Annotated in this window: 14 protein-coding genes; 10 read left to right on the top strand and 4 right to left on the bottom strand. The window is 64.8% G+C overall.

The genetic code is table 11. The features are described 5' to 3' along the window. Positions 1 to 20: 20 nt before the first annotated feature. Together mreC and AB3G31_RS00995 are read right to left on the bottom strand one after the other, a co-directional pair. Positions 21 to 941: a rod shape-determining protein MreC gene (mreC, locus tag AB3G31_RS01000; RefSeq protein WP_367848388.1), complete on the bottom strand. Its 921-nt coding sequence runs from the start codon at positions 939 to 941 to the stop codon at positions 21 to 23. Positions 942 to 974: 33 nt separating this feature from the next. Next, the gene (locus tag AB3G31_RS00995; protein WP_295952839.1) at positions 975 to 2,018 is read right to left on the bottom strand and encodes a rod shape-determining protein; all 1,044 of its coding nucleotides are present in this window, start codon (positions 2,016 to 2,018) and stop codon (positions 975 to 977) included. A 281-nt stretch (positions 2,019 to 2,299) separates the two neighbouring features. On the opposite strand from AB3G31_RS00995, the gene gatC reads away from it, so the two are divergent. From gatC to gatB, 3 genes are read left to right on the top strand one after another with little or no spacing between them, the layout of a single operon-like run. Beyond that, positions 2,300 to 2,599 (top strand): Asp-tRNA(Asn)/Glu-tRNA(Gln) amidotransferase subunit GatC, encoded by a 300-nt coding sequence (gatC, locus tag AB3G31_RS00990; protein WP_367848387.1) that lies wholly within the window; start codon positions 2,300 to 2,302, stop codon positions 2,597 to 2,599. A gap of 15 nt (positions 2,600 to 2,614) precedes the next feature. Further along, positions 2,615 to 4,087, top strand: coding sequence for an Asp-tRNA(Asn)/Glu-tRNA(Gln) amidotransferase subunit GatA (gene gatA / locus AB3G31_RS00985; RefSeq protein WP_367848386.1), 1,473 nt, complete (start codon positions 2,615 to 2,617; stop codon positions 4,085 to 4,087). A 2-nt stretch (positions 4,088 to 4,089) separates the two neighbouring features. Further along, the gene (gene gatB / locus AB3G31_RS00980; protein WP_367848385.1) at positions 4,090 to 5,556 is read left to right on the top strand and encodes an Asp-tRNA(Asn)/Glu-tRNA(Gln) amidotransferase subunit GatB; all 1,467 of its coding nucleotides are present in this window, start codon (positions 4,090 to 4,092) and stop codon (positions 5,554 to 5,556) included. A 75-nt stretch (positions 5,557 to 5,631) separates the two neighbouring features. Here the strand turns inward: gatB and AB3G31_RS00975 are convergent, their stop codons facing one another. After that, positions 5,632 to 6,258 (bottom strand): DUF4124 domain-containing protein, encoded by a 627-nt coding sequence (locus AB3G31_RS00975; protein WP_367848384.1) that lies wholly within the window; start codon positions 6,256 to 6,258, stop codon positions 5,632 to 5,634. Continuing rightward, the gene (gene pyrE / locus AB3G31_RS00970; RefSeq protein ID WP_367848383.1) at positions 6,255 to 6,947 is read right to left on the bottom strand and encodes an orotate phosphoribosyltransferase; all 693 of its coding nucleotides are present in this window, start codon (positions 6,945 to 6,947) and stop codon (positions 6,255 to 6,257) included. Before pyrE ends, AB3G31_RS00975 begins: the two co-directional genes overlap by 4 nt. Before the next feature lie 11 nt (positions 6,948 to 6,958). On the opposite strand from pyrE, the gene AB3G31_RS00965 reads away from it, so the two are divergent. The 7 genes from AB3G31_RS00965 to AB3G31_RS00935 all read left to right on the top strand — a co-directional run bounded on the left by AB3G31_RS00965 (position 6,959) and on the right by AB3G31_RS00935 (position 15,746). Then, positions 6,959 to 7,774, top strand: coding sequence for an exodeoxyribonuclease III (locus AB3G31_RS00965; RefSeq protein WP_367848382.1), 816 nt, complete (start codon positions 6,959 to 6,961; stop codon positions 7,772 to 7,774). A 15-nt stretch (positions 7,775 to 7,789) separates the two neighbouring features. Next, on the top strand, positions 7,790 to 8,818 hold the full coding sequence (locus tag AB3G31_RS00960) for a LacI family DNA-binding transcriptional regulator (RefSeq protein WP_367848381.1): 1,029 nt from the start codon (positions 7,790 to 7,792) through the stop codon (positions 8,816 to 8,818). Between the two features lie 117 nt (positions 8,819 to 8,935). Beyond that, on the top strand, positions 8,936 to 9,961 hold the full coding sequence (locus tag AB3G31_RS00955; protein ID WP_367848380.1) for an ABC transporter substrate-binding protein: 1,026 nt from the start codon (positions 8,936 to 8,938) through the stop codon (positions 9,959 to 9,961). Positions 9,962 to 10,021: 60 nt separating this feature from the next. Then, positions 10,022 to 12,235, top strand: a complete 2,214-nt coding sequence (locus tag AB3G31_RS00950; RefSeq protein ID WP_367848379.1) for an ABC transporter permease — start codon at positions 10,022 to 10,024, stop codon at positions 12,233 to 12,235. Next, positions 12,232 to 13,308 carry an ABC transporter ATP-binding protein gene (locus tag AB3G31_RS00945; protein WP_367848378.1) on the top strand — a complete coding sequence of 359 codons (1,077 nt, stop codon included), beginning with the start codon at positions 12,232 to 12,234 and terminating at the stop codon, positions 13,306 to 13,308. The genes AB3G31_RS00950 and AB3G31_RS00945 overlap by 4 nt, the downstream gene beginning before the upstream one ends. Continuing rightward, a complete protein-coding gene (locus tag AB3G31_RS00940; RefSeq protein ID WP_367848377.1) occupies positions 13,305 to 14,102 on the top strand; it encodes an inositol monophosphatase in 798 nt (265 codons plus the stop codon). The genes AB3G31_RS00945 and AB3G31_RS00940 overlap by 4 nt, the downstream gene beginning before the upstream one ends. Before the next feature lie 45 nt (positions 14,103 to 14,147). Next, positions 14,148 to 15,746, top strand: coding sequence for a histidine-type phosphatase (locus AB3G31_RS00935; RefSeq protein ID WP_367848376.1), 1,599 nt, complete (start codon positions 14,148 to 14,150; stop codon positions 15,744 to 15,746). The last annotated feature ends 19 nt before the right edge of the window (positions 15,747 to 15,765 follow it).

The following is a 15,765-nucleotide window of genomic DNA, read 5'->3' as shown; positions in this document are numbered from 1 at the left end:
GCTCCCGCGCTTATTCAGCATCATTTCTTAGCTCCTTTTTTAGGAGCAACCACCGGAGCGGGAGCCGGGGGCATTTCAGGGATCTGCGCCGCCACCGGCTGCAGCACCAGCACGTGCCGCGGACCGGCCACCTGGGCCACCGGCGTGCAGTAGATGCGGGCAAAGGCCGAGTCGGCACGGCGCTCGATCTTGGCGATAGTCGCCACCTGCAGGCCCAGCGGGTACACGCCGTCTACGCCGCTGGTGGTCAGCACGTCGCCGATCTGCACGTCGGAGTTGCCCGCCATGAAGCGCAGCTCCAGCTGGCCGCCGTACGAGGCCGGATCGCCATAGGCCACGCTGCGCGCGCCGGTGCGGGTGTTGAGCACGGGGATGGCCTGGTCGCGGTCGATCAGCAGCGTGACCTCGCTGACCATGGGGTAGGCGCGGGTGACCTGGCCCAGCACGCCCAGGCCGTCGAGCACCGGCGAGCCCGCCACCACGCCTTGGCTCGTGCCTTTGTCGATGACGACTTTGTGGGTGTAGGGGTCGGCCGCGTCGTACAGCACTTCGGCACTTTGGGCCGGGGTGGTGGTTTGGGCGCGCAGCTCCAGCAGCTGGCGCAGGCGGGTGTTTTCCAGGGTGAGCTGCTCCACCTGCCCGGCGCGGACCGACTGGGTGACCAGCAGGCGCTGGGCGGCATCCGCCTTGGCTTGCAAACTGGCCTGGCTGGAGAAGTAGGCGCTGCCGCCCAGCACCAGGCGGATCGGCTCGATCACCGCCCACTGCACCGGGTACAAGGCCGTGGCCAGGCCAGCGCGCAGCGGACGCATCAGCGCAAAACGCGCATCGGCGACCATCAAAAACAGGGCCAGCGCGCTACAAAAGATGAGTTTGGTCAGGGCCGAGGGGCCCTGGTTGAAGAACGGGGGCGGGGTCCTGTCCAGCGTACCAAGTGGCATCGCCGTACCTCTGGTTGGCGTGTTCCGCGAAAATTATTCGCTGGTGAAGATCGAGCCGAGACGTTCCATGCGTTCGAGTGCAATGCCGCAGCCGCGCACCACGCAGGTCAGCGGCTCTTCGGCCACCAGCACCGGCAGGCCGGTTTCTTCGGCCAGCAGGCGGTCCAGGTCGCGCAGCAAGGCTCCGCCACCGGTCAGCATCATGCCCCGGTCGGCAATGTCGGCACCGAGTTCGGGCGGGGTTTGTTCCAGCGCGTTCTTGACCGAGGCGACGATATTGTTCAGCGGGTCGGTCAGAGCTTCGAGGATTTCGTTGCTGGAGATGGTGAAGCTGCGCGGCACGCCTTCGGACAGGTTGCGGCCCTTGACTTCCATCTCCTTGACTTCGGAGCCGGGGAAGGCCGAGCCGATGTTCTTCTTGATGGCTTCGGCGGTGGGCTCGCCGATCAGCATGCCGTAGTTGCGGCGGATGTAGTTGATGATGGCATCGTCGAAACGGTCGCCGCCCACGCGCACACTGCCCTTGTAGACCATGCCGCCCAGCGAGATTACGCCCACCTCGGTGGTGCCGCCGCCGATGTCCACCACCATGGAGCCGCTGGCTTCCGACACCGGCAAACCGGCACCGATGGCCGCGGCCATGGGTTCTTCGATCAAATACACCTCGGAAGCACCCGCGCCCAGGGCCGACTCACGGATGGCGCGGCGCTCAACCTGGGTGGAGCCGCAGGGCACGCAGATGATGATGCGGGGGCTGGGACGGAACACACCACGGGGGTGCACCATCTTGATGAACTGCTTGAGCATCTGCTCGGTGACGGTGAAGTCGGCAATCACGCCGTCTTTCATCGGGCGGATGGCCTCGATGTTGCCGGGCACTTTGCCCAGCATGGCCTTGGCTTCCTTGCCCACAGCCTGGATGGTTTTTTTGCCTTGCGGCCCGCCCTCGTGGCGGATGGCGACCACGGACGGCTCGTCCAGCACAATGCCCTTGCCGCGTACGTAAATCAGGGTATTGGCGGTGCCAAGATCGATGGCCAGGTCGGTAGAAAAGTACCGACGGAAAGTCCCAAACATGCAAAATCCTCTCGGGCATGGCCTGCGCATCGGCACGCCATCGCCGTGTAATACGGTTCTAGATAGACACGACCCCTGCAGTGCCCAGGTTGTGGGCAATATTGTGTTCAATAGGCCCGCCGCCCGGGTTCTGCAAAGGTCTTAGATTGGTTTTTGGTGCGATTACGAGCCACCAAGGGGCCGCGCGACCAAAGGCGGGATAATACCGCATCTCCTGTGGCTAACCCGCGCCAACTGCGCGGAAACCCCGCTTTACTTTCGTTTGCAACCCTGTTTAAGACATGGCCCTGACCCTCCCTGAACTCGACCGCATCGCCAACCTGGCGCGCCTGGAACTCCAACCCGATGAACGCGAACGCCTGCTGAACCAGCTCAACGGCTTTTTCGGCATCGTCGAAACCATGCGCGCCGTGGACACCACCGGCATCGAGCCGCTGGCCCACCCGGTGGCGGCAATCAACGACATCGTGCTGCGCCTGCGCGACGACGTGGTCAGTGAACCCAACCGGCGCGAAGCCAACCAGCAAACCGCGCCCGCCGTCGAGCGCGGCCTGTTCCTCGTCCCCAAAGTCATTGAATAAAGCGCCCGCATCGCCATGAGCCTCCCTACACAGCTACACGACCTGAGCGTGGTCGAACTGGCAGCGCTGCTGCGCGCCCGCAAGGTCTCCGCCGTCGAGACCACCCGGCACTTTCTGGCCCGCGCCGAAGCCCATGCACCGCTGGGTGCCTACCTGGCGATGGACCAAGCCGTCAGCCTGCGCCAGGCCGTCGCTGCCGATGCCCGCCTGGACAACGGCACGGCCGGTCCGCTGGAAGGCGTGCCCATGGCGCACAAGGACATCTTTGTCACCCAAGACTTCCCCACCACCGCGGGCTCCAAAATGCTGGAGGGCTATCGCTCTTCTTTTGATAGCACAGTAGTGAAGCAGCTCGGGCAACAAGGCGTGGTCACACTGGGCAAGCTGAACTGCGACGAGTTCGCCATGGGCTCGGCCAACGAGAACTCGGCCTTCAAACCGGTGCTGAACCCCTGGGACACCAGCCGCACTCCGGGGGGCTCGTCGGGCGGTAGTGCCGCCGCCGTGGCCGCGCGCCTGGTGCCCGCCGCTACCGGCACCGACACTGGCGGCTCGATCCGCCAACCGGCCTCGTTTTGCGGCATCACGGGCATCAAGCCCACCTATGGCCGCGCCTCGCGCTATGGCATGGTGGCGTTTGCCTCCAGCCTGGACCAGGCCGGCCCCATGGCCCGCAGTGCCGAAGACTGCGCCCTGCTGCTGTCGGCGATGTGCGGCCCGGACCTGGACCGCGACTCCACCTCGCTGGACCTCCCGGCTGAAGACTACAGCCTGAAATTGAACGATTCGATCGAAGGCCTGCGCATCGGCGTCCCTGCCGAATTCTTTGGCGACGGCCTGGCGCCCGACGTGCGCGCCGCGGTCGATGCCGCCTTGCAGCAGTATGTGAAGCTGGGTGCCAAGCTGGTGCCCATCGCCCTGCCGCGCACCGAGATGGCCATTCCCGTGTACTACGTGATCGCCCCGGCCGAGGCCTCCAGCAACCTGAGCCGCTTCGACGGCGTGAAGTTTGGCCACCGCGCCGACAAGTACACCGACCTGATCGACATGTACAAGAAAACCCGCGCCGAAGGTTTTGGCGACGAGGTCAAGCGCCGCATCATGATCGGCACCTACGTACTCAGCCACGGCTACTACGACGCCTACTACCTGCAGGCGCAAAAGATCCGCCGCATGATCGCCGACGACTTCCAGCAGGCCTTTAAACAGTGCGACGTGATTGCCGGACCGGTCGCGCCCACCGTGGCCTGGAAACTGGGCAACAAATCCGCCGACCCGGTGGCCGCCTACCTGGCCGACATCTTCACCCTGCCCTCGTCCCTGGCCGGTTTGCCCGGCATGAGCATTCCCGCCGGTGTGGGCGAAGCCGGCATGCCCGTGGGCCTGCAGCTGATAGGCAACTACCTGCAAGAAGCCCGGCTGCTGAACATGGCCCACCGGTTCCAGCAGGCCACCGATTTCCACCGCCAACAACCCGCCGGTTTCTGAATATGAGCAAAGCACCCCCTTCCCTGCTGGTCCAGGGCTATGAAGTCGTCATCGGCTTCGAGACCCACACCCAGCTATCCACCGCCAGCAAGATTTTCAGCCGCGCCTCCACCGCCTTCGGGGCCGAGCCCAACACCCAGGCCTGCGCCGTGGACCTGGCCTTGCCCGGCACGCTGCCGGTGATGAACAAGGGCGCGGTCGAGCGCGCCATCCAGCTCGGGCTGGCGCTGGGCTCCACCATCGCACCACGCAGCGTGTTTGCCCGCAAGAACTACTTCTATCCCGACCTGCCCAAGGGCTACCAGATCAGCCAGTTTGAGATTCCCGTGGTGCAAGGCGGCTCGGTGGAGTTCTTCCTGGGCGACGAGAAGAAAACCGTGCGCCTGGTGCGCGCGCACCTGGAAGAAGACGCGGGCAAGTCGCTGCACGAGGATTTCATTGGCCAGACCGGCATCGACCTGAACCGCGCCGGTACGCCGCTGCTGGAAATCGTGACCGAGCCCGACATGCGCTCCAGCGCCGAGGCTGTGGCCTACGCCAAGGAATTGCACAAGATCGTCACCTGGATCGGCATCTGCGACGGCAACATGCAGGAAGGCAGTTTCCGCTGCGACGCCAACGTGTCGGTGCGCAAACCCGGTGCCGAACTGGGCACGCGCCGCGAAATCAAGAACCTGAACAGCTTCAAGTTCATGCAGCAGGCCATCGACTACGAGGTGCGCTGGCAGATCGAGCAGCTCGAAGATGGCCATGCGATCCAGCAGGCCACCGTGCTGTTCAACCCCGACACCGGCGAAACCCGCGCCATGCGCACCAAGGAAGACGCCGCCGACTACCGCTACTTCCCCGACCCGGATCTGCCGCCGCTGGTGGTGGCCCCGGAATGGGTGGAGCGCGTGCGCGCCGAGATGGCCGAGCTGCCCCGCGTGATGGCGGCGCGCTTTGGTGCCGACTACGCCTTGAGCGAATACGACGCCACCGCGCTGACGCAGAGCAAAGGCATTGCCCGCTACTTTGAGGCCGCGATTGCCGCAGGCCAGCCCGCGCAGCCCAAGCTGGTGGCCAACTGGGTCATGGGCGAGGTGGCCCGGCGCCTGAACGCACAAGACCTGGACATCGCCCAGGTGCCGGTAGGCGCAGACAAGCTGGCCAAGCTGCTGGACCGCATTGCCGACGGCACCATCTCCAACAACGCCGCCAAGCAGGTGTTTGATGTGCTGTGGACCGATGTGGATGCCCAGGTGGACGCGGTGATCGAGGCCAAGGGCTTGAAGCAGATGAACGACACCGGCGCGCTGGAGGCTATCGTGGACACGGTGATTGCCGCCAACGCCAAGAACGTGGCCGAATTCAAGGCGGGTAACGACAAGGCGCTGAACGCCCTGGTCGGCCAGATCATGAAAGCCAGCGCGGGCAAGGCCAATCCCGGCCAGGTCAACGCGCTCTTGAAGGCCAAACTGGCGGGGTAGGCCGGGTTTTATATGCTTTTTAGGCTGCTAGCGCTTATGGATTAAGCGAGAGCAGCTTCTAAATAAATAGCAAAACTAATTCAGAGCCCCGGCCCACAGCGGCTTGAGCCGGGCCAGCTCTTCGTCGAACCGGTCGTTGACGCGCTTTTTTTCCAGCTGCTGGTTGGCGATGAAGCGCTGCTGGGCGACCAGGTTCTCCTGGAATTCGGTGACGCGGCGCTTGAGGAATATCGGGGCCTTGCTGGGATCGCTTTTGTAGAACTCCAGCTCGCTGTCCAGCGCTTTGCGTTGCTCGGCCAGTTCGGCCATGCGCTTGTTGGCGGTCTGGATCACGGCATCCACCTGGGTCAGGGCGCTGGCGCGCTCGGCATCGTGGGCGGCCTGGTTTTGGTAGCGGGTCAGCAAGGCGCGGTTGCGGCGGCGTTCTTCAAATACCCGGGAGCGGTCTTCGGCGTCTCTTTTGTCATGCGCTTCGCGGGCGCTGATTTCCTGGGCGGTGAGGGTGGGGCCCAGGCTGCGTTTGACGGTACCGCTGGCGTTGAGCTCTTTTTGTTCGCGGTCCAGGCATTCAGGGATGGGACGGTCGGAGGTGATCTTCTTGCCTCGGCTGTCGGTGCAGGTAAATATGCCCTGCGCAGACGCAGCGCCGAGCAAGCAACTGCACAGCACACCGATACCCCAAACTCCGGCCCAACGTCTCACATAGTTCCTTCGTCGACTCCGTAACGCTGCCGATAGGCTAGCACCCGTGGATAGTGAGCACGCAGCTCGCTCGTATCATTTTGTTGCAAGTATTGTAGTAAATCTGCGAGCCTGGCGATAGCACAAACTTGCATGCCCAGTTGGTTGCGTACATATTGCACCGCGCTGTGCGGCACATCCTGGCCGCCCTCGGTGGCCATTTCCTGGCGGTCAAGCGCAATCACCACCGCGTGCGGTGTGGCCCCGGCGGCCTGGATCAGCGCAATCGACTCGCGGGCGGCGGTGCCGGCCGACATCACGTCATCCACAATCAACACCCGGCCTTTGAGCGGCGCACCCACCAAGGAGCCGCCCTCGCCGTGGTCCTTGGCCTCCTTGCGGTTGTAGGCAAACGGCAGGTTGCGCCCCCGCCGCGCCAGCTCCACCGCCACCGTGGCGGCCAGCGGAATGCCCTTGTAGGCGGGGCCGAAAATCATGTCAAACTCAATGCCGCTGTGGAGCAGGGCCTGGGCGTAGAACTCGGCCAGGCGCTGCATGCGGGCGCCGTCGTCAAACAGCCCGGCATTGAAGAAATAGGGGCTCATGCGCCCGGCCTTGGTTTTGAACTCGCCAAAGCGCAGCACCCCAGACTCCACCGCAAACTGTACGAAATCCTGCGCTAAGCTAGCGGGCGCTTTAATGTCCACCATGGGGAAAATCCTTGTTCAAATTAACCAGCCTGAATCTCAACGGCATCCGCTCAGCCACCAGCAAAGGGGTGGAAGCCTGGATCGCCGCGACCGCCCCGGATTGTATTTGTGTCCAGGAAGTCAAGGCCCAGGCCGCCGATGTGCAGGGCAAGTTCGAGCAGTTGGCCGGTCTGCAGGGCTATTTCCACTTTGCGGAAAAAAAGGGCTACTCGGGTGTCGGCGTGTACACCCGGCACACGCCCAGCGAGGTGGTCACCGGCTACGGCTCCCACGAATTCGATGCCGAGGGCCGCTACGTCGAGCTGCGCTTTGACACCCCGACGCGCAAGCTGTCCATCATCAGCTGCTACTTTCCCAGCGGCTCGTCGGGCGAAGACCGGCAACTCGCCAAGTTCCGCTTTCTGGCGGAAATGGGCCCCTACCTGGCCAGCCTGCGGAAAACCCGCGAGTTCATCCTGTGCGGCGACGTCAACATCGCCCACCAGCAGATCGACCTGAAGAACTGGCGCAGCAACCAGAAGAACAGCGGCTTCCTACCGGAAGAACGCGCCTGGATGACGTACGCGCTGGCCCACCCCGAGGCCGCCGAAGCCGCAGGTTTGGGCTTGGTCGATGTGTACCGCCTGCTGCAACCCACTGCCACCGACACCGCCTACACCTGGTGGAGCAACCGCGGCCAGGCCTATGCCAATAACGTGGGCTGGCGGCTGGACTACCACCTGGCCACGCCCGCCCTGGCGGCGCTGGCGCGCAGCGAGCATATCTACAAGGACGTGAAGTTCAGCGACCACGCCCCGATCACGGTGGACTACGAACTGACGCTTTAAGCGCGCCCATCCTCCATGACCACAGAGTCCCCCTCCGGTTGGATTACCGCTGCCGATGTCGCCCGCAAAGCGGGCGTTTCCCGTTCGGCGGTCTCGCGCACCTTTACCGAAGGTGCCAGCGTGTCGCCGGAAACCCGCGAGAAAGTGCAGCGGGCGGCAGAGGCGCTGGGTTACCAGGTGAACATGCTGGCGCGCAGCATGATCCAGCGCCAAAGCAATCTGGTGGGGGTGGTGGTCAAGGGCTTTGACGACCCGTTCCTGCAAAGCCTGCTCGGGCCCATCACCCACCATCTGGCGCTGCGTTCGCTGGCGCCCCTGCTGATGGATGCCAGCGAGCCGGCCCAGCTGGCCAAGTCCTTGCGGCATCTGTTGCAGTACCGGATCGCGGGGGTGATCCTGACCTCGGGCACGCCGCCCATCCAGCTGGCCAAAGAGTATTTGCGCCTGCGGGTTCCGGTGGCCATGATCAACCGTGCGCCCGATTTGGTGGGTGTGGACGTAGTCAACAGCGACCATTTTGAAGGCGGTGCCATGGCGGCGCGGGCCCTGCTGGCAAAGGGCGCCCGCAAGCTGGTGTTCCTCAGCTCGGCCACGACGACCTACAGCGCCAGCGTGCGCGGCGAAGGATTCGTGCAGACACTGGCCGCCGCGGTCCAGCACGGTGGGGTGGTGTTGCGCCGCGTGGAAGCCGCAGCGGCCACCTATGCCGGTGGATTCGACGCCGCACCGGCCCTGCTGGCCGATGCGCAGACCCGGCCAGACGGTGTGTTTTGCGTCAACGACGTGCTGGCCTGCGGCCTGGTGGACGGTGCGCGCCGGCATTTTGGCCTGCACGTGCCCGGGGACTTCCAGGTGGTCGGTTTCGACGACATTCCCATGGCGGGCTTGTCCGCCTACGCGCTGTCCACCCTGCGCCAGGACGTGAACGCATTGGCCGAAGCGGCCGTCACCTGCCTGGCAGAGCGCATGCAGGAACCCGACATGCCCAGCCGCGTGCTGCAGCTCCCCGTGGCGCTGGTCGAGCGCTCCACCTTGCGCCCCTGAGAACTCTCCCACACCGTCTCAGGGAAGACCCTAGATCGCGCCCTTCACTATTCGCCGTACATTGCACACGTGTGCAAAGCGCTGCCAAAAATGCGCCACTACTTCTGGAGACAAACCATGCAACGCCTACTGGCCCGACAACTCGTCTTATCTTCCCTGCTGATCCTGCCCCTGGCCAGCCAGGCGGCCGACCGCCTCAACGTGCTCTGCGCCGCCGACAACGACTGGTGCGAACTGATGCGCAACGCGTTTGAAAAAGAGACCCAGGTGGAGGTTTCCATGGTGCGCAAAAGCGCCGGTGAAATCTTTGCCCAGATCCGCGCTGAAGCCAGCAACCCCAAGACCGACATCTGGTGGGCCGGTACCGGCGACCCGCACCTGCAGGCGGCCGCCGATGGCTTTACCGAGGTGTACAAATCGCCCCAGCTCGACAAGCTGCACCCCTGGGCGCAGAAGCAGGCCGAAATTTCCGGCTACCGCACCGTCGGCATCTACGCCGGTCTGCTGGGCATTGGCTACAACCCCGAAGTGCTGAAGCAAAAGAAGATTGCGCCGCCCCAGTGCTGGAAGGACCTGTTGAACCCGGCCCTGAAGGGCGAGGTGCAGATCGCCAACCCCAATTCCTCGGGCACGGCCTACGCCACCATTGCCACCCTGGTGCAGTTGCAGGGCGAGAACGAGGCCTTCGCCTTCATGAAGAAGATGAACGACAACGTCAGCCAGTACACCAAGAGCGGCTCGGCCCCGGCCAAGGCGCTGGCGCGCGGAGAAACCGCGGTGGGCATCACCTTCCAGCACGATCTGCTGAAGGAAACCGTGGCCGGTTTTCCGGTGGAGGTGATCTCGCCCTGTGAAGGCACGGGTTACGAGATTGGCTCCATGAGCCTGGTCAAGGGCGCGAAGAACATGGCGGTGGCCAAGCGCTTCTACGAATTCGCGCTGCGCGCCGATGTGCAGTCCCTGGCCGCCAAGGCCAGCGCCTTCCAGGTGCCGTCGAACAAGACCGCCACCATCCCGGCCAAGGCGCCGCGCCTGGAGAGCGTGAAAACCATCAGCTACGACTTTGCCAAGTACGGCAGTGACGAGGTGCGCAAGCGCCTGCTCAAACGCTGGGACGACGAGATCTTCTCGCTGCCCCGCTAAGTCTCCCCACCACCCAACCGAGAGATATGGTCTGTGAATAAGTCTTTACGAGGCTGGCTGATGCTGGCCCTGACCGCCAGCGTGCTGCTGCCCTGGCACGCCCAGGAAGCGGGATTCTGGGGCGGCGAATGGCTGCATGCCGGCTGGCCCGGCAACGACACCACCGCCGCCGCGCTATGGCAGGTACTGGGCCTGCAGCGCTTCGGCCTGCTGCCGCTGCTGCTCTGGCCGGTCGCCATCGGCCTGGTCAGCATGGCACCACTGCCACGCCGCACCCAGGGTGCCGTCCTGTGCGCGCTGGCCCTGGCGGCCCTGGGCTGGCTGGCCTGGCTGGGCTGGGGCCCTGCGGGCACCGGTCTGCCCGGCCTGGGCTGGGGCGCGCTGCTGTTCAGCGCCAGTGCGGTGTTTGTGCTGACCACCGGAGCCGCCTGGATGGGTGCCTGCCGGGGCGATGTTTTCGTCTGCGGCGTGATCGGCATGCTGGTCGCCTTGGTGGGGCTGTTTGTGATGTTCCCGGTACTGCGGGTGCTGGCCAGCGCGTTCGAGCAGGGCACGGGCTTCAGCCTGCAAGCCGCCTGGGCACGGGTGGCCGACAGCCGCATCTGGTCCCTGGGCTGCGTCAGCGGTACCCGGCGTTGCGGCGTGGCCTGGAACACCTTGTTCCTGGCGGTCTGCACCGCCGCCGGTTCGACCCTGCTGGGCCTGACCTTTGCGCTGGTGGTGACACGCACCGGCTTTCGCTTCAAGCGCCTGCTGCGGGCACTGACGGTGCTGCCCATCATCACCCCGCCCTTCGTGATCGGCCTGGCGCTGATCCTGCTGTTTGGCCGCAGCGGCGTGGTGTCGGCCTGGGTGTCGCAAGCCTTTGACGTGCCCGCCGGGCGGGGCCTGTACGGGTTCTATGGTGTCTGGCTGGCGCAGTTGCTGTCGTTCACACCGATTGCCTTCATGGTGCTGATCGGCGTGGTCGAAGGCGTGAGCCCTTCGGTGGAAGAAGCCTCGCAAACCCTGGGCGGCACGCGCTGGACCACCTTCTGGCGCGTCTCACTGCCTTTGATGCGTCCCGGCCTGGCGAATGCCTTCCTGGTGGCCTTCATCGAGAGCATGGCCGACTTCGGCAACCCCATGGTGCTGGGCGGCAATTTTGGCGTGCTATCCACCGAAATCTACTTCGCTATCGTCGGCGCGCAGAACGATGGTGGTCGGGCCGCCGGGCTGGGTCTGATCCTGCTGGTGTTCGCGGTCAGCGCTTTCCTGGCCCAGCGCCACTGGCTGGGCAACAAGTCGTACACCACGGTGACGGGCAAGGCCGACAACGGCCAGCACGCCGGGCTGGACCGCCGCCTGTCCGCCGTGCTGGCGGTGGTTGCCACGCTGTGGACCGGCTTCACCCTGGTGCTGTACGGCATGATTCTGGGTGGTGGCTTTGTCAACCAGTGGGGCCGCGACAACAGCTTCACGCTGCGCCACTACGCCAGCGCCTTCGGCATCGAATCCGGCGAGCACGGCCTGCGCTGGGTGGGCACCGCCTGGGATTCGCTGTTTACCAGCCTGATGATTGCCGGTGTCTCGGCCCCGCTGACCGCCGCCCTGGGTCTCACAGCCGCCTGGCTGCTGGTGCGCCAGCGCTTTGCGGGCAAGGCGGCGTTCGAGTTCGCCACCATGCTGAGCTTTGCCATCCCCGGTACGGTCATCGGCATCAGCTACATCCTGGCCTTCAACATGCCGCCGATCGAGCTGACCGGCACGGCCGCCATCCTGGTGCTGTGCTTTGTGTTCCGCAACATGCCGGTCGGCCTGCGCGGCGGTATGGCGGCCATGAGCCAGCTCGACCGCAGCCTGGACGAGGCCTCCACCATGCTGGGTGCCAACAGCTTCACCACTGCCCGGCGGGTGATCTTGCCGTTGATGCGCCCGGCCTTGAGCGCGGCCCTGGTGTACAGCTTTGTGCGCTCCATCACCTCCATCAGCGCGGTGGTGTTCTTGGTCAGCGCCAAGTACAACATGGCCACGGCCTACATCGTCGGCCTGGTGGAAAACGGCTCCTACGGCATCGCCATCGCCTACTCCAGCGCCTTGATCGCCATCATGCTGGTCATCGTGCTGGCCGCACAGAGTCTGGTCGGCAAACGGCAGTTGCGCCGGGTCGAACGCGTCGAAGGGACCACTCCCGCCCCCGTCTTTTCCCCAGTACTTACGCAAGTTCCCCCTGTAAGCCCAAAGGGCGATACAGGGGCGCTGCGTACGTCCTATTCCTTAAAGGTTGAATCATGAGTACTGCCCCCACGCAGGGCGCGCTGGTCTTCGAGCGCGTCACCAAACAATACGGCAAGGTCGTTGCCGTCAACGATGTGTCGTTCAGCATTCCGCAGGGCACGCTGGTCACCCTGCTCGGCCCCAGCGGCTGCGGCAAGACGTCCACGCTGCGGCTGATTGCCGGGCTGGAGCATGTGAGCCAGGGCCGCATCTTCATCGGTGGCCAGGACGTGACCCAGCAGTCGGCCATCGAGCGCAACGTCAGCATGGTGTTCCAGTCGTATGCGCTGTTCCCGCACATGACGGTGCTGGAGAACGTGGCCTACGGCCTCGAGGTGGGCGGTGCCCGCAAGGCCGATGCCCGCGAGCAGGCCCTGGAAGGCCTGCGCCTGGTCGGCCTGAACGACTACGGCCCGCGCCTGCCCAGCGAACTCTCCGGCGGCCAGCAGCAGCGCGTGGCCGTGGCCCGGGCCCTGGTGCTCAAGCCCCAGGTGCTGCTGCTGGACGAGCCGCTGTCGAACCTGGACACCAAGCTGCGCCGCCGCGTGCGCGAAGAAATCCGCGAGATCCAGCAGCGCCTGCAACTCACCGCCGTATACGTGACGCACGACCAGGAAGAAGCCCTGGCCGTCTCCGACCAGATCATCGTCATGAACAACCAGCGCATCGCCCAGCAGGGCACGCCACGCGAACTGTTCGACACGCCCGCCGACGAGTTCGTGGCCGACTTCATCTGCGACGCCAACCGCGTCACCGGCGAAATCCTCGGCCACGTGTCCGCAGGCCAGGCCGACTGCCTGGTCGGTGGCCTGGCGGTGCAGCTGGCGAACCCCCGCGCCTACCGTGGCGAGATTCGCATTGCGGTGCGGCCCGACGCGGTGCATCTGGCCCCTGCCACCAGCCAGCACATCCTGGTGGGCCAGGTGCGCCACGCCGCCTTTTTAGGTACCGAAATGCAGTACGCGGTGGAGTCGCCGCTGGGTGAATTGTTTGTGCGCCAAACCGATATGCAGCAGCCGCTGGCGGTTGGCTCCTCGGTCGGCATCGGCTTTGCCAACCACGGCGTGTGCATTGTGGGAGGCCGCGCATGAGCACCGCGGCGATCGACGCGCGCTACGCGCTGGCCCAAAGCATCGCCCGCCAGGCCGGGCTGCAGGCGCTGGAATGGTTCCGCAAGCGCGACCAATTGGTGATCGAGTCCAAGGGCTTGCAGGACATGGTCAGCGCGGCGGACAAAGACACCGAGCTCTACATCCGCGCCCAGGTGCTGGCGCGCTTTGCCGACGATGGCTTTCTGGGCGAAGAAGGCGGGCTCGACCACGCCGATGCCGACTACCTGTGGGTGATCGACCCGATCGACGGCACGGCCTGCTTCGTCAACGGCATGCATGCCTGGTGCCTGTCCATCGCGGTCATGCATGCGGGCAAGCCGGTGATCGGCGTGGTGTTCGATCCGAACAGCGACGAGATGTTCCACGCCTGCGCAGGCCAGGGCGCGTTTGTGAACCAGTTGCCCATGCAGGCCCACAGCGCCCGCAGCATCACCGAAGGGGTGCTGGGCGTGGGCTTTTCACACCGGGTGCCGGTGAGTGCCTTTGTGCCCTTTCTGGACCGGGTGCTGTCGGGTGGCGGCATGTTCATCCGCAACGGCTCCGGCGCGCTGATGCTGTCCTACGTGGCCGCGGGCCGGCTCATCGGCTACTACGAACCGCACATCAATTCGTGGGACTGCCTGGCCGCCATCGTGCTGGTGGTGGAGGCCGGGGGCCAGGTCAACGACTTCCTGGCCCACAACGGCCTGCACGACGGCAACCCCATCATCGCCGCCGGTCCCCACCTGTATGCGCCGCTGCGGGCGCTGATTGAGCCCGTCACCGCGCTGTAACGTCCCACCGCCCTGTTTACCCACCCTTCCAGGAAACAAAACCCCATGGTCCACACCACCGTATTCCGCCGCCCGCTCGCCTACGTCCTGGGCAGCGTCGCCCTTAGCCTGGCCGGTTGCGGAGGTGGCGATGACGCACCCAGCGCCAGCGCCAACCTCTATTACCAAACCAAGACACCGTACAGCCCGCAGCAAAATGCCGCCACCTACGAAGCGCCCCCCAGCGGCTACAGCACGGTCTACACCCAGCTCATGGCGCGCCACGGCTCGCGCGGCTTGTCCAGCCTGAAGTACGACCTGGCCGTCTACAACATGTGGAAAAAAGCCTCGGACGACGGTGCCCTGACCGCCCTTGGTGCCCAGCTGGGCCCCGATGTGCTGAAGATCATGAAGGCCAACTTTTTGCTCGGCTACAACGTGGCGGGCATCAGCAAGCCCGGCTATGGCAATGAAACCCAGGTCGGCATCACCGAACACACACAACTCGCCCAACGCATGCTGAGCCGCAACGCGGCCCTGTTCACCCAGGCCGGTGCCGCCGCCGCCAGCAGCCCCCGCCAGATCGTGGTGGTCACCTCGGGCGTAGACCGCGCAGTAGACAGCGGGGCCTTCTTCGTCAAGTCGCTGCTGGCCGCCCAAACCAACCTGACCAGCCTGGTGAACTACCCGGCCGCACCCGCGCCCTACCCGGCGGCAGCCCCCGTGGCCCAACCGGCCGGAACCAACCACTTCCTGCTGTACTTCCATAAGCTGGTGGCCGCCACCGACCTGGTCACCAACCCCGCCGACCCGCTGTACCCCACCTACCAGGACAGCCAGGCCTTCCAAAACTGGCTGAAAGATAGCGACCTGGCCGCCAAACAAGCCGCCATCCTGGCCGACCCCGCAGCCAAAACCGCCGGGCGCGTGGTGCTGGAGCGGTTGTTCACCAAAGCCTTTGTAGACAAGATCGAAGCGGGCACCTACAGCTTTGCCAACACCGGCACCTTCACCTACAGCAGCGACGACGGCAAGTTCACCAGCACCCTGGCGGGCGACGGCAAAACCGGCATCAGCAACCTGGGCGAAGCCGCCTCCCTGCTGTACGAGCTGTACGTGATTGCCCCGGCCATGAAGAGCGAGGCCAAGGTCGATTTCTCCGGCTACATGCCACTGGCGCAGGCACAGTACTTTGCCTTTACCCAGGATGCGGCCGACTTCTACAAGATGGGCCCCGGCATCCTGGAAAAAGGTAGCGTGACCTGGAAGATGGCGCAAATCCTGGAAGACGACTTCTTCACCGAAGTCGATGCCATTGCCAAAGGCAACCTCGGCCACGTGGCCAAGCTGCGCTTTGCACATGCCGAAATCGTCATCCCCTTCGCCTCCAAGATGGGCCTGAAGAATGTGCTGCAACAGCAGCCCCTGGCCAGCCTGTACAGCTACGCCAACAACCCCTGGCGCGGTGACTATGTGGCCCCCATGGCGGCCAATATGCAGTGGGACGTGGTGAAGAACAGCAGCGGCACGGTGCTGGTCAAGATGCTCTACAACGAGAAAGAAACCGACTTCAAGGCCGCGTGCGACAGCGCACGTTTTGCGACGGGTAGCCACTACTACGACTACACCAAGCTGAAGACCTGCTACGGGCACACCAGCCTGTAAGCCAGCCCAACGGGGCCAC

Source organism: Rhodoferax sp. WC2427 (assembly GCF_040822085.1).
In the GTDB taxonomy this organism is placed as follows: domain Bacteria; phylum Pseudomonadota; class Gammaproteobacteria; order Burkholderiales; family Burkholderiaceae_C; genus Rhodoferax_B.
This window is presented reverse-complemented; position numbering and strand designations above follow the sequence as displayed.

Excerpts from the sequence above, each read along its gene's own strand:
- mreC (WP_367848388.1), bottom strand. The coding sequence starts at position 941 with ATGCCACTTGGTACGCTGGACAGGACCCCGCCCCCGTTCTTCAACCAG.
- AB3G31_RS00995 (WP_295952839.1), bottom strand. The coding sequence starts at position 2,018 with ATGTTTGGGACTTTCCGTCGGTACTTTTCTACCGACCTGGCCATCGAT.
- gatC (WP_367848387.1), top strand. The coding sequence starts at position 2,300 with ATGGCCCTGACCCTCCCTGAACTCGACCGCATCGCCAACCTGGCGCGC.
- gatA (WP_367848386.1), top strand. The coding sequence starts at position 2,615 with ATGAGCCTCCCTACACAGCTACACGACCTGAGCGTGGTCGAACTGGCA.
- gatB (WP_367848385.1), top strand. The coding sequence starts at position 4,090 with ATGAGCAAAGCACCCCCTTCCCTGCTGGTCCAGGGCTATGAAGTCGTC.
- pyrE (WP_367848383.1), bottom strand. The coding sequence starts at position 6,947 with ATGGTGGACATTAAAGCGCCCGCTAGCTTAGCGCAGGATTTCGTACAG.
- AB3G31_RS00960 (WP_367848381.1), top strand. The coding sequence starts at position 7,790 with ATGACCACAGAGTCCCCCTCCGGTTGGATTACCGCTGCCGATGTCGCC.
- AB3G31_RS00955 (WP_367848380.1), top strand. The coding sequence starts at position 8,936 with ATGCAACGCCTACTGGCCCGACAACTCGTCTTATCTTCCCTGCTGATC.
- AB3G31_RS00950 (WP_367848379.1), top strand. The coding sequence starts at position 10,022 with ATGCTGGCCCTGACCGCCAGCGTGCTGCTGCCCTGGCACGCCCAGGAA.
- AB3G31_RS00945 (WP_367848378.1), top strand. The coding sequence starts at position 12,232 with ATGAGTACTGCCCCCACGCAGGGCGCGCTGGTCTTCGAGCGCGTCACC.
- AB3G31_RS00940 (WP_367848377.1), top strand. The coding sequence starts at position 13,305 with ATGAGCACCGCGGCGATCGACGCGCGCTACGCGCTGGCCCAAAGCATC.
- AB3G31_RS00935 (WP_367848376.1), top strand. The coding sequence starts at position 14,148 with ATGGTCCACACCACCGTATTCCGCCGCCCGCTCGCCTACGTCCTGGGC.